The following is a 13,104-nucleotide window of genomic DNA, read 5'->3' as shown; positions in this document are numbered from 1 at the left end:
TTACTCCGTGAGTGTGAGCGAGCCGAGGGTCGCGAACAGAGCCTCCTCCGTCCGGACGACCTCGCTCGCCTGTGCCGGGATCGTGTTCAGCCAGAGGTCGAACCCCGGATCGGGTTCGACCGAGCGGCCGTCGGCGACGGCCGCCCGAATGCGGTCGGGCGAAAGCCCGAGCATCTCCGGAAGCCCCCGCTCGGGCGCCCCGAAGGCGACGGTGTAACCGCCGGCCTCGCGGGCGTCCGAGACGAGGTCGCCGAGCCGCGAGACGGAGAGCGATTCTCCGTGTCGCGACGTCGCGACGGCCAGTCCGTCGCCGGCGAGCGCTTCCGACAGGTCCGCGGCCACGACCTGGAAACCCTCCTCGGGCTTCCCGGCGATGCGGGCGCGGACCGGTTCTCTCGAAGAGACCCTGATGGTGACGCGCTCCCCCTGCTCGACCTCCATTCCGGAGGGGACGAGCAGGGAGATCGGGTGTTCCCGCAGCGGGGAATTGACCCGGACGCGGCCTTCAGGTCCGACCTCGGTCACGAGTCCCTGTGTTTTCGACTCTCCCCCGCTAGGGGTCGAGCCGGTCCGCCACGGCACGCGGAGCGGGGGGAGCACGCCGACGTACCGGAGCTCGTCGCGCTGCCCCCAGAGGTCCTTCCGGAGCTCCGGCGGCGTCGCGGCGTACCCCAGCACGGTGCGGACGTACTCCCCGCCCCGTCGGCCGTCGCCTTCCCGGTCGGGGAAGACGACGAGCCGATCCGCCCGGAACACCGCCGCCGCACGGGCGACGTAGCCGAGTTTGCGAGTCGCCTCGCGGTCGTCCTCGGCCTCCCGGACGACCGAAGACGGAACACATATCGTGAGTCCGTCTTCGGTACGCATCGTGGCGAGACTGTACCCCTCGATTCCGGACGCCACCGTAAAAGGATAGCGGTCCCGATTTTCGGCTGTGCCGCGTTCACACGGGGTTTCCCGCGGGATCTGGCCGGGCGATCGTGGGAACCGTCACCGCGGTGATCGAGGTCACGCCGGAACGATCCGCGCGACCGGCGCGTCGCCGGCGTCGACCGCGACGTAGAGGTGACCGGTGGTCGGCTCGACCGCGACCGCGCGCATCCGCCAGTCCCGGCCGTCGAGCAGCGGGCTGCGCTCGGTCACGGTCGCGTCGAGGCCGTCGCCGTCGACCGTGAACCGCCCGAGGTACTGCGCCGCGAGCGTGCCCGCGAACAGGTCGCCGCGCCACTCCGGGAACGCGTCGCCGTCGTAGAAGACGGCGCCGCTCGGCGGGAAGCCGCCGGAGCCGCAGGGCCAGTAGTGGACCGGCGCGATCACGTCGTCGCGTTCGTCGTGGCCCGGCGCGACGGGGTCGTCCGTCCCGTAGCGGCACGCCTCGCTCGCGATCGGCCAGCCGTAGTTGCCGCCGCGCTCGACGACGTTGATCTCGTCGCCGTCGCGCTCGCCGTGCTCGCACTGCCAGAGCGCGTCTGTCTCGTGTCGCACCGCCATCGCCTGCGGGTTGCGGTGGCCGTAGCTGTAGAGCGCGTCGGCCGCGTCGGGGTCGTCGACGAAGGGGTTGTCCGGGTGGGCGCCCCCGTCCGGGGTCAGGCGGAGCGTCGCGCCCAGCTCGTTCGACCGGTCCTGCGAGACGTGGTCCGGCCCGAAGTCGGTGTCGCGCCGGTCGCCGACCGTGACGAACAGCGACCCCTCGGGGCCGAACGTCGCCCGCGACCCGAAGTGGAGGTTCGTGTCGCGGAACGGCTCGGCCGCGAAGATCGCCTCGAAGTCGTCGAGTGCGGGCGCGTCGTCGTCGAGCGAGAGCCGACCGACGCCGACGTGGGTCGTCGCGCCGTCCGCGCCGTCGCCGGCGGGCGAGTCCGCCGCGGCCGCCGAGTAGGTGAGGTAGGCGCGCGCGTCGTCGGGGTAGTCGGGGTGGACCGCGACGTCGAGCAGCCCGCCCTGTCCCTCGGCGAACACGTCGGGTGCGCCCGCGACCGCCTCGACCGTCCCGTCCGCGGGGTCGACGAGCGAGAGTCGGCCGGGCCGTTCGGTGACGAGCAGGCGGCCGTCGTCGGGCAGGAAGGCGAGCCCCCACGGGTTCTCGAACCCCCCGGCGACGGTCTCGACCGCGTAGTCGACGTCGCCGCCGTCGTCGGGCGGGGCGTCGACGGGGTCGTCGGTCCCGTCGCCGCCAGTGTTGCCGAGACAGCCCGAAAGGGTCGGGAGGGCGGTCGTTCCGGCGAGGCCGCCAGCCGCGCGGAGGGCGGTGCGTCTGTCGATGCGGTCGGGGAAGTCGGCCATCGTTCGAGTTCGGGTCTACATGCGGACGCGGCACCGATGACCCTTCCGCCGGCTCTCGTTCGGAACCCTTATATCTCCGACCCGGGCTACGATCGAATGCGAAGCACGCACCGGTAGTGTAGTGGTATCACGCAACCTTGCCATGGTTGCAACCCGAGTTCAAATCTCGGCCGGTGCATTTCTCGAACGTAGTGAGAGAAATCTCCGCGAGATTTGAACGCTATCAGTCATTTATAAACGGGCGACGGGACGACGGAACACTCCGCCAAAATCCCGGTACTTTGCTTATAAATAGATGCCAGCAGATCGGCTGCGAACCCCTCCAAAGCCCCAGCCGCGAGGGCTCGCGCGGCTCGCTGCGCTCCTCGGTCGCTCACTTCGTTCGCTCCCTGCGGTGCTTGCGTCGCCGTGCTTCGCCCTCGCGACTGCCCCTTTGAGTCCCGCCCCGCACAGCAACCGCACCTCACGCCTCCCCAGCCTCGTCGGTCGCCGTCGCTTCGCTCGGCGACCGACTCCCTCGCGCGTGCTGCTCGGCCGCGGAGCGGCCTCGCAGGCACGCGCCACCGCCTGTCATTTATAAACTGCCGAGCAACTCCGCCTGCGATTTAAATACCGCTACGCAGTCATCGAGAACCGCGACCGAGGCGGGTTCCCCGACCGGTAGTTTCAATCGGCGATCCCCCGAAGGCGTTCGTGTGACCGTACCAACGAAGACGCTGCCGAGCGGCGCGGAGCTGCCGGCGCTCGGACTCGGCACGTACGACCTCAACGACGGCGAGACGGCCGACAGCGTGCGCGCGGCGCTCGACGCCGGGTACACGCACATCGACACGGCCGAGGGGTATCACAACGAGGCGGCCGTCGGCGACGCGCTCGCGGCGAGCGGCGTCGACCGCGAGGACGTGTTCCTCACCTCGAAGGTGCTCGCGAAGAACCTCAACTACGAGTCGGTGATCGAGTCGTGCGAGGCGTCGCTCGACCGGCTCGGGGTCGACTACATCGATTTATACCTCATCCACTGGCCCAACCCCGCCATCTCGCTGCGCGAGACCCTCCGCGCGATGGCGGAGCTGCGCGACCGCGGGCTCGTCCGCGACGTCGGCGTCTCGAACTTCAGCGCCTACCAGCTGAGCTGCGCCCATCACGTCTCGGACGTGCCGATCGCGGTCAACCAGATCGAGTTCCATCCGTGGCTCCAGCGACCGGACCTCGTCGACTACTGCCGCGAGTCCGACACCGTGGTCGAGGCGGCGGCGCCGCTCGCGCGGACGGACGTGTTCGGCGACGAGGTCGTCGCCGAGCTGGCGGAGAAGTACGACAAGCACCCGGCGCAGGTCGTGATCCGGTGGGCGGTCGACCGCGGCGTCGTTCCGCTCCCGCGCTCGTCGACCCCGGACCACGTCCGAGCGAACGCCGAGACGGACTGGAAGCTCGACGACACCGACCGGCGCCGCCTCGACGAGCGCGACCGCGACGCGCCGGTGTACGACACCCCGGCCCGCGACTGGACGAGCGACGTGTACGGGATCGAGCAGTAGCCCGAAGCGGAATCAGTCTCCGTCGAGCACCACCGGCTCCCCCGCCTCGGCCGACTCGTAGACGCCGGCGAGCGCCTCCATGTCCGTCAGGGCGTGCTCGCCGTCGGCGTGGAACGGCTCGCCAGCGAGGAGCTGGTGGCCGAAGTACGCGAACTCCGCTTCGATCTGGTGGACCTGGTCGAAGTCGAGGTCGACCCGGGTCCCGTCGCGGACGACCGCGAACCCGCGGTCCTCGCGCTCGTAGAACGCGGGGTCTAAGATTAGTCGGGCCTCCGTCCCGGTGACCTCCAGCCGGCTCGCGTGCTGTGCGTTCTGACTCACCGTACAGAAGGCGTCGACGTCGCCGGGGAACTCCAGCCGGAAGGTGGCGTGCTCGTCGACCTCGGCGAACGCCTCGTGCTCCGAGCGGGTGCGGCCCGACACCCGGACCGGGTCCTCGCGGAGGACGAACCGGGTCGTGTTGAGCGGGTACACACCGAGGTCCATGACCGCGCAGCCGCCGGAGAGCTCGGGGTCGAGCCGCCACTGGTCCGCGTCGCTGCCGAGCTCGCCCAGCATCGTCTGCGACATCGTCGCGTGGACGCCGACCACCTCGCCCGCGACGCCCGCGTCGAGGAGGTCGCGGAGCCGCCGGACGGCGGGGTCGGTCTGCATCCGGTAGCCGACCATCAGCGGGACGTCGGCGTCGCGGCACGCCGCCACGAGTCGACGGGCGCGCTCCGGCGTCACCTCCAGCGGCTTCTCGCAGAGGACGGCCTTCCCCTGCGCCGCGGCGGCCTCGACGTACTCCAGGTGGGTCGCGTTCGGCGTGGCGATATAGACCGCGTCGTACGCGTCCGCGGCGTCGCCGGCGCGGAACGCCTCGGGCGTCACGCCGGTCACGTCGCGCTCGGCGGCGACCGCCTCGACGGCCGCGGCGTCGACGTCGGTGACGACGGCCGCCTCGGTATATGCCGACCGCGCGATGCCGGGCAGCGCCCACTCGCGCGCGAACCAGCCGAGGCCGACGACCGCGACTCGCACGGGGTCGGTGACGGCGCCGGGGTCGAGCGTCTCCCAGTCCCGGCGCGTGAACTCGTCGAGGTACTCCGCGAAGGCGGCATCCATATCCGCCCCTCCGTCCGGGGGCGTCAAATAACCCCGCAGGTGCCCGCGGCCGGGCGGACCCGCCGGACCGGCGGGCTCGACGATGTCACCGCTCCCAGTCCGCGTCGTACTCCACCCGCGGGCGGTCGGCGTCGACCCCGACCTCGCGGAGGGTCTCGGTCGCGCGCTGAACCGGGGCCGGGTCGGCGCGGTCCAGCGCGTCGTCGGTCGCCTCGGCGAACCGGACCGTCCAATCGCCGTCGACCACGACCGTCGCGCGGCGCGGGATCTCGGAGTGGCCCTCCCACGACTCGGCGAGCAGGTCGTACGACTCGGCGACGCCGCCGTGGAAGTCGGCGACGACGGAGAACGGGAGGTCGAACCGGTCGACGTACGCGAACGCCGCGTACAGCGAGTCGCCCGTGAGCGCGGCGACGGCGAGGTCGTCGCGGGCGCTCCAGCCGGCGTCGCGGACCGCGGCGAACTCGGCCGTACACGTCGGCACGAACGTCGCGGGCGCGAACAGCACGGCGACCGCCTCGTGCGCCTCGACGAGCCGGAACAGCGCGAGTTCGGCGGCGCTCCCGTTCGAGACGGCGGGAGTGGCGAAGTCGGGCGCGGTGGCTCCCTCGTCGATCACAGAGGAACGAGGAAGAAGCCCACGGCTTCAACCGTGGGAGGAATCCGACACTCCCCGCAACATACCACGAGCGATAGCACCCTGACTCCCCACTACCAGTCGCAGAATTTATGAACAAATAGATTAATATGTGAGATACAGATGGGGGATGTGATTCGCACCGTCAAAGTCAAACTCGACGTGCCCGACGAGCGGTGCGACGACCTCCATCAGACCAAAGAGCAGTTCCTCCACTGTGCGAACACGACCGCAGCGTGGGCGTGGCGACATCCGGACGAGCATTGCGTTACCTCGAAACAACAGGCCGAAAACGCGCTCTACGACCGAATTCGCGACGAAACGGAGTTAACGGCGAACCTCGTTCAGAAGGGAATTCGACGCGCTATCGAGGCCACGAAAAGCGGTGTCGCCCGACTCAAAAAGGGCAAAACTACCAGCCAACCGCACTTCGACGCGTGGAGCGTGGTCTACGACAAACGCAGCGCGACGTTCCACCGCGACCACGTCTCTCTTTCCACGGTGAACGGGCGCGTCGAGTGTGAGTATATAATCCCTGACGATCCCGAGGGAACACCGATCGGCGAGTACCTGCTGAACGGGGACTACGAGTTCCGGATGTCCACGCTCCAGTACGACCGCTCGAGTGAGGCGTTCTACCTCCACGCGCGAATGCGCCGCACCACAGACGAACACGAGCAGTCCGCGGCTGCGTCTTCTGACGCCAAGCACAGAACAGTCCTTGGCGTCGACTTGAACGTGGACGGCTCGCTCGCCGTGACGTCGACGGGCGCGTTCATCGGGAACGCCGACGAGATGAATCATCGACGCCGCGAGTTCGAGAAGACGCGCGGGTCGATGCAACAGACGGGTACGCGGTCGGCACACCTGTCGATCCAGTCGATGGACGACCGCGAACACCGCTGGATACAGGACGAACTCCACCGTGCTTCCAACCAGATTCTCGACGAAGCTCGCGATCACGGGTGTACACACGTCGCGTTCGAGAACCTGACAGATATCCGTGATCGGATGGCTCGTGCGAAGAGATTCCACGCGTGGGCGTTCCGGCGCTTGTACGAGTACGTCGAGTACAAAGCCGAGATGCTCGATATCGAAGTCGAGCAGGTGAGTCCCGCATATACGTCTCAGCGGTGTTCGAAGTGCGGCTTCACGCACGAGAGGAATCGGCGCTCGAAACACCAGTTTGCGTGTCAGAAGTGCGAGTACGAGCTGAACGCGGACTACAACGCGAGCAAGAACACCGCTCGGAAACTACTAAAACGTCTCCACTCGGGGCAGACGTCTTCGAGTGGAGGCGCACCCTGTCAGTGTGCGCTGAAGTCAGGGACGCTGAACCTGAACGGCGGATTCACCGCTAGCGTCGATTCGACGACAGAAGGGGAGTCCACTGACAAGCCCACGACTTCAGTCGTGGGTCACTGACGTCACAGCACCGTCCCGTGCTTCTTGTCGGGCAGGTCCTTCCGAACGTCCTCGTAGAAGTCGAAGCGCGCGGCCAGCTCGGCGCGGAGGTCGGAGGGCGGCACGATCTCGTCGATGACGACCTCGCTGGCCATCCGGTGGACGTCGATCCCCTCGCGGTACTCCTCGCGCAGGCGCTGTTCCTCGGCCGCGCGCTCCTCGGGGTCGTCGATCTCGGCGAGCTTGCGGGCGTAGACCGCGTTGATCGCGGCCTCGGGGCCCATGATTCCGATCTCGCCCGAGGGGAGCCCGACCACGCTCTCGGGGTCGTAGGCGGGCCCGCCCATCGCGTAGATGCCCGCGCCGTACGCCTTCCGCACGACGACGGTCTGCTTCGGCACCGTCGCCGACGAGGTGGCGTAGATCATCTTCTTCCCCTTCTCTAGGATGGCGTCCTTCTCCACCTGCGACCCGGCCATGAAGCCGGGGGTGTCACAGAGGTACAGCAGGGGGATCTCGTAGGCGTCGCAGGTCCAGATGAACTCCGCGGCCTTCTCCGCCGCGTCCGGGAAGATGGCGCCGGAGCGCTCGGTCGGCTGGTTGGCGACGACGCCGACGGGCCGCCCGTCGATCCGGCAGAACGCCGTGACGATCTCCGGGCCGTACCCCTCCTTCAGCTCGAAGACGGATTCGGCGTCCGCGATCCGGTCGATGAGGTCGTGAACGTCGTACGGCCGGTTCGGCGCCTCCGGGATCAGCTCGTCGATCCCGTCGGGCGAGAACTTCGGCGGCTTCGTCTCGCGTCGCGGCGGCTTCTCGCCCGCTCGGTCCGGGAGGTAGCCGATCAGGTCCGCGACCAGCTCGCGGGCGTGCTCCTCGTCGCGCGCGACCAGGTCCGCGGAGCCGGACTCCTCGGCGTGGACGCGCGGGCCGCCGAGCTCCTCTAAGTCGATCTCCTCGCCGGTGACCATCTCCACCATCCGCGGCGAGGCGATCGCCATCGCGGACATGTCCTCGACCATCACGGTGAAGTCGGCGAAGACGGGCGTGTAGGCGGCGCCGGCGATACAGGGGCCGTAGAGGACGCAGATCTGCGGGACGGCGCCCGACAGCATCGAGTGGTTGTAGTAGTACTTCCCGATCCCCTCGCGGTTGGCGAAGAAGCCGGTCTGCTGGTCGATCCGGCCGCCCGAGGAGTCCATCAGGTAGAGGACGGGGTTGCCGGTCTTCAGCGCGCGCTGTTGCATCCGGAGGAACTTCTCGACGCCCTTCGACGCCATCGACCCCGCCTTCACGGTGAAGTCGTTGGCCATGAAGTGGACGTCGCGCCCCTCGAACTCGGCCGCGCCCGTCAGTAGCCCGTCGCCGGGGAGGCGGTCGCCGTCGCCCGCATCGTCCTCCCCGTCCGCGTCATCGCCGCGTTCGGGCGCGTCCGGGTGCCAGTCGTCGAACGCGGCGAACTTCCCGTCCTCGAACTTCACCCCGGCCGGGTCGCCGTCGGCCGCGCTCGCGTCGCCGGCCCCCTTCGTCCCGCCCTCGCCGCCGAACCAGAGGTCGAGGCGGTCGCGGACGAACAGCTTCCCCTGCTCGGAGAGGCGGTCGCGGTACTTCTCCGGGCCGCCCTCGCGGATGTCGGCGATCTCGGCGCGGAGGTCGCGCTCCCGGTCCGTGGGGCCGAGGTCGTCGTCGAGCGGGTAGCTCGGCTCGGACGGCTCGGCGCTGGCGAGCGGCGTCTCCTCGCCCTCGATGTGGACGTCGACGTCGACGCCGAGGTGCTCGGCGAGCGACTTCGCTATCGCCTCGGCCTCCTCGGGGGTCGCCGCCGCGCCGACGTGGACTTTCATGGACGCAAGATTTGCGGAGAGTCCTAAACAGTTTTCCATGCGGGATCGGCGGCGGGCGTCGAACGACGGGACCGAGCCTCGGGGGCTGCGGAGCAGCCCGGCTCAGTCCGCGTCGACGGCGGCTTCCAGCCGCTCGATCAGCGCCTCGTCGCCGACGTACAGCGGGACGCGCTGGTGGACCGCCTCGGGCTCGACGTCGAGGATCGAGCCGGTTCCGTCCGAGGAGGCGCCGCCCGCGCGCTCGACGATGTACGCGATCGGGTTCGCCTCGAACTGGAGCCGGAGCTTCCCCTCGGGCGCGCTCCGGAGCGCGGGGTACGCGAACACCCCGCCGTAGGTGAGCACCTGGTTCACGTCGCCGACCATCGCGCCGCCGTAGCGGAGCTTCAGCTCGTCCTCGATCGATCGGGCGAACGCGCGAAAGTCGCTCGGCCAGTCGGGCACCCGACCGCCGAACCCGTAGACGGTCGGGTCCTTCGGGAGCGTCAGGTCGGCCTCGACGACCGACCGCGAGACTGCCGGACCGTCCTCACCGCCGCCGTCGCGCTCGACGACCTCCTCGCGGACGCCCGCCTCGTCGGCGACGACCATCGTCGTGATCGGGCCGTAGAGGACGTATCCCGCGGCGACGAGGTCCCGGCCGCTCGCGGGCAGCGGGGCGTCGTAGATCCCGACGACGGTCCCCATCGCGTTGTTCGACCGGAGGTTCGAGGAGCCGTCGAGGGGGTCGATCGCGACCGCGTACGCGTCGTCCGGCCCGCTCCCCACGGCGCCGCCCGCGTCGACCGCTTCCTCGCGCTCCTCGCTGACGAACGAGCCGACGCCGTCGATCGCGGTGATCGCCTCGCCGAGCAGCTCGTCGGCGTACAGGTCGCCCGCCAGCACCGACTCGCCGGAGGCGTTCTCGGTCCCGCTCTCGACGCGGCGGCCGGGGAGCGCGGCGCGGATCTCGGGGGCGGTCGCCGCGACCGCGTCGAAGACGGCCGCGACGGTCGAGTCGGCGGGGCCGCCGTCGGCGCGAGGGTCGGAGTCGGACATCAGTCGTCGCTCTCGGCGGTGGCCAGCGCCTCGGCCGGATCGACCTCCTGGAAGATCACGGCCTCCAGCGCGTCGAGGATGCGCTCGGGCTCGTCGCGCTGGAAGACGTTGCGGCCGACGGCGATGCCGGTGGCGCCCGCGTCGATGGCGTTCGAGACGTTCCGGAGGAACGCCTCGTCGTCGCGCATCGTTCCGCCGGACATCACGACGTCCGCGGGGCCGGCCATCTCGACTGCGTCGCCCATCGCCTCGGCGGAGCCGGGGTACTTCACCTTCACCACGTCGGCGCCGAGCTCCAGACCGAGCCGCGCGCCGTACGAGATCACGTCCGGGCTCCCGTCGTTGCGGAGCCCCTGCCCCCGCGGGTACGACCACATGACGACGGCCATGTCGTGTTCGCGGGCGCCCTCCTGCGCCTCGCGGAACTCCTCGGCCATCTCGACCTCGTGGTTCGACCCGCCGTAGACGGTGAACCCGACCGCGTCCGCGCCTAGCTCGGCCGCGTACTCCGCCGTGCAGTTGACCGCGCTGTCCGGCTCTCCCATCCAGAGGTTCGAGGTCCCGTTGAGCTTCAACAGGAGGTTGACCTCGTCCTCGTAGTCGGGGTAGTACGCCTCCGCGAGCCCCTTCTGGACGGCCAGCGAGGTGACCGCCTCGTGGGTGGCGAGCTCGAAGATCCGCTCCGGGTCCGCCGTGTCCGGGTTCGGCTCGAAGTCGACCGGCCCGTGTTCGAGCCCGTGGTCGTACGCGAGGATGAGCGATTTGCCGTCGCGCGAGATGTCGTCGGCGGCGTGAGGAAGCATCGGTTCGTAGTTCAGTTACATACGTAAAAAGGGCTATGGTCGTTTCACCGAGCGTAAAGAAACAGAGACGCCGTCTGAGGGGCGTTTCGAGGCGAGCAACGAGCGATAGAGCGTGGGGATTCGTTACTACTCAAATTGTTAATTTCTTCGAACGGAGCGCGAACCGGCCCGGCTTCCGCAATACTTACCACCCGCGGCGCGGCAGCGGTCCGCATGCGAGAACTCTCCGAGGTGGACGTCGTCGGCGTCGTCGGCGCCGGGACGATGGGCAACGGGATCGCGCAGGTCGCGGCGACCGCGGGCTACGACGTGGTGATGCGCGACGTCGAGCCCGAGTACGTCGAGCGCGGCCTCGACAGCGTCGAAGACAGCCTCGACCGGCTGGCCGGGAAGGACGCGCTCGACGAGGAGCCCGCGGCGATCCGCGACCGGATCGCGGGCACGACCGATCTCGGCGACCTCGCCGACGCCGACCTCGCGGTCGAGGCCGTGGTCGAGGACCTCGACGTGAAACGCGACGTGTTCGCCGACCTCGACCGCGTCACCGACGGCGACGTCGTCCTCGCGACGAACACCTCCACGCTGTCGATCACGAGCGTCGCGAGCGCGACCGACCGCGCGAGCGACGTGGTCGGCCTCCACTTCATGAACCCCGTTCCGATCATGGACGGCGTCGAGGTCGTGGTGGGCGAACGGACCGACCCCGCGGTCGTCGACTTCGCGCACGCCTTCGCCGAGGACCTCGGCAAGGAGACGTGGGAGGCGGACGACAAGCCCGGCTTCGTCACCAACCGGATCCTGATGCCGTGGATCAACGAGGGGATCCGGGCGTACGACGAGGGGGTCGCCGACAAGGCCGACATCGACCGCGGCATGAAGCTCGGCACGAACGTCCCGATGGGCCCGCTCGAACTCGCCGACCACATCGGCCTCGACGTGGCGCTCGACGCCAGCGAGACGCTCCACGACGAGCTGGGCGACCGCTACAAGCCCGCCTACCTCCTCAAGCGCAAGGTGGAGGCCGGCGACCTCGGAAAGAAGACGGGGCGAGGGTTCTACGAGTACGAGTGACATCCTCCTCGCCGTAAACGGCGAGGCTTCCCGTCCCGCAGGTGGGATATTTGCTGGTCTACGACACGACCTGTTCTCTCGTGTGAAACGTCCCGCTCTCGCGGTCGAACAAGTGTGTCGATGGCTGTGCCACACAGCCGTTACTCCTATCCTCGCCGTGAGGACTCGGAGTTATCTTCTGACGCATATTCTCCGCCCCGTTACAATCCGCGTTGGCTACCAACTCGCACGACGAGCAGACGTACAGTCCACGTTCGACGCGGTTCGACTTCGTGTCGTCTCCACAGCGGGAACACGTTTTCGAGGTGTTCCACTCGTTCTCTTTCAGCACCTCCACACCGCGCATCTCGCCTTTGTATTCGAGGTACTGGTAGATGCGGTCGAACGGCCACGAGTGGAGCTTTTTGTTACCGGTCTTGCCCCAATCTGACTCACGCACGTCTTCAGGCCAACTCACCGCGAGCGTACCGACACCGCGTTCGACACACTCCGTAATGATGGCGTCCGTCAGCGTGTGGTAGTAGTGTGTCTCACGTTCGGAGAGTTTCCGACGCGCCCACCTCGACTGCTCTGATGGGCCACTCTCTCCCTCGGTGTCGTACTCGGCTCTGGTGAAGTAGTGTTTGTCTTCTTTGAGCGAATTACCGGGGTACAACACGTATTCATCGGGGAACGCGACCGTGGCGATGTTTGTGATGCCGAGGTCGATCCCTGCGATGCCGTCGCCAGCTGAATCCACTGTTTCGAGTTCGACCTTACACACGAAATGAAGTTCCCATTCGTCACCGTTCCAGACGGCACGAACATTCTGTACGCTGTTGACTTCCGAGAGGTCAACGTCTGGCCGGGTCTGGTACTCGCAAAGCAGGAAGTCTGAGAAGTGTTCTTTCAGATTCGAGCCTTTTGAGAGTCGGACCCGATTGTTGTCAGGATCGTGTTTGAACCCGTCTTCTTTGAACGTCACCGTGGAACGTGGCCGGGTGTCGCCGTGTTTGCGGTAGCCGGGCGGATTCACCTTTTGATCTTTCTGTCGCAGGTCGAACCACGACTGGAAAGCGTCAGAAAGTTCTTCGATGACTTTCTGACTGGATTGTGCGTTCAAATCTTTCCAGCACGACTGGTTTTTCATGTACGATTTCAGCACACTACCGTTTGGGATCTCACCGGTTGCGTCCCAGATACGGTCGGCTGTCCATCGTGCGACGTTCCAGATTTTCGAGGCGGAGTCTCCGAGCGAATCAAGACCATCACAGACCTGTTGGTGGTTCTGGATGGAACCAACGTAGGTACGTGTGGCCTTAATCGCCATACATAGACTATGTAGACAAACTAACTTAATGGTATGGATGTGCGTGGAATATCCGACCTGCCGTCCGTGA

The 13,104-nt window shown here is 67.8% G+C and carries 11 protein-coding genes and 1 tRNA gene; 4 read left to right on the top strand and 8 right to left on the bottom strand.

Annotated features, from left to right (window positions below; genetic code table 11):
* Together CPZ01_RS09440 and CPZ01_RS09435 are read right to left on the bottom strand one after the other, a co-directional pair.
* On the bottom strand, positions 1–867 hold the full coding sequence (locus CPZ01_RS09440; protein ID WP_096396233.1) for a putative RNA uridine N3 methyltransferase: 867 nt from the start codon (positions 865–867) through the stop codon (positions 1–3).
* Positions 868–1,008: 141 nt separating this feature from the next.
* Positions 1,009–2,283, bottom strand: coding sequence for a PQQ-dependent sugar dehydrogenase (locus tag CPZ01_RS09435; protein WP_096394486.1), 1,275 nt, complete (start codon positions 2,281–2,283; stop codon positions 1,009–1,011).
* A 107-nt stretch (positions 2,284–2,390) separates the two neighbouring features.
* Between CPZ01_RS09435 and CPZ01_RS09430 the strand changes: the two genes are divergently transcribed.
* Together CPZ01_RS09430 and CPZ01_RS09425 are read left to right on the top strand one after the other, a co-directional pair.
* Positions 2,391–2,461, top strand: a tRNA-Gly gene (locus CPZ01_RS09430).
* Between the two features lie 517 nt (positions 2,462–2,978).
* Positions 2,979–3,821: an aldo/keto reductase gene (locus CPZ01_RS09425; protein WP_096394485.1), complete on the top strand. Its 843-nt coding sequence runs from the start codon at positions 2,979–2,981 to the stop codon at positions 3,819–3,821.
* A 12-nt stretch (positions 3,822–3,833) separates the two neighbouring features.
* Here CPZ01_RS09425 and gfo6 read toward each other — a convergent pair whose 3' ends face one another.
* Together gfo6 and CPZ01_RS09415 are read right to left on the bottom strand one after the other, a co-directional pair.
* Positions 3,834–4,928, bottom strand: coding sequence for a D-xylose 1-dehydrogenase Gfo6 (gfo6, locus tag CPZ01_RS09420; protein WP_096394484.1), 1,095 nt, complete (start codon positions 4,926–4,928; stop codon positions 3,834–3,836).
* 85 nt (positions 4,929–5,013) lie between these two features.
* A complete protein-coding gene (locus tag CPZ01_RS09415; protein ID WP_096394483.1) occupies positions 5,014–5,547 on the bottom strand; it encodes a redoxin domain-containing protein in 534 nt (177 codons plus the stop codon).
* Between the two features lie 141 nt (positions 5,548–5,688).
* On the opposite strand from CPZ01_RS09415, the gene CPZ01_RS09410 reads away from it, so the two are divergent.
* On the top strand, positions 5,689–6,990 hold the full coding sequence (locus CPZ01_RS09410; RefSeq protein WP_096394482.1) for an RNA-guided endonuclease InsQ/TnpB family protein: 1,302 nt from the start codon (positions 5,689–5,691) through the stop codon (positions 6,988–6,990).
* Positions 6,991–6,992: 2 nt separating this feature from the next.
* Here the strand turns inward: CPZ01_RS09410 and CPZ01_RS09405 are convergent, their stop codons facing one another.
* The 3 genes from CPZ01_RS09405 to CPZ01_RS09395 form a co-directional block, all read right to left on the bottom strand.
* Entirely contained in the window at positions 6,993–8,813 is a 1,821-nt protein-coding gene (locus tag CPZ01_RS09405) for an acyl-CoA carboxylase subunit beta (RefSeq protein ID WP_096394481.1), read from the bottom strand.
* 102 nt (positions 8,814–8,915) lie between these two features.
* The gene (locus tag CPZ01_RS09400; RefSeq protein WP_096394480.1) at positions 8,916–9,851 is read right to left on the bottom strand and encodes a class 1 fructose-bisphosphatase; all 936 of its coding nucleotides are present in this window, start codon (positions 9,849–9,851) and stop codon (positions 8,916–8,918) included.
* A complete protein-coding gene (locus tag CPZ01_RS09395) occupies positions 9,851–10,654 on the bottom strand; it encodes a class I fructose-bisphosphate aldolase (RefSeq protein WP_096394479.1) in 804 nt (267 codons plus the stop codon). Before CPZ01_RS09395 ends, CPZ01_RS09400 begins: the two co-directional genes overlap by 1 nt.
* 213 nt (positions 10,655–10,867) lie before the next feature.
* Between CPZ01_RS09395 and CPZ01_RS09390 the strand changes: the two genes are divergently transcribed.
* Positions 10,868–11,725, top strand: coding sequence for a 3-hydroxyacyl-CoA dehydrogenase family protein (locus CPZ01_RS09390; protein ID WP_096394478.1), 858 nt, complete (start codon positions 10,868–10,870; stop codon positions 11,723–11,725).
* A 58-nt stretch (positions 11,726–11,783) separates the two neighbouring features.
* Here the strand turns inward: CPZ01_RS09390 and CPZ01_RS09385 are convergent, their stop codons facing one another.
* Positions 11,784–13,034, bottom strand: a complete 1,251-nt coding sequence (locus CPZ01_RS09385) for an RNA-guided endonuclease InsQ/TnpB family protein (protein WP_096394477.1) — start codon at positions 13,032–13,034, stop codon at positions 11,784–11,786.
* Positions 13,035–13,104 lie beyond the last annotated feature (70 nt).

Origin of the sequence: Halorubrum trapanicum, assembly GCF_002355655.1 — an archaeon.
Taxonomy (GTDB): Archaea; Halobacteriota; Halobacteria; order Halobacteriales; family Haloferacaceae; genus Halorubrum; species Halorubrum trapanicum_A.
This window is presented reverse-complemented; position numbering and strand designations above follow the sequence as displayed.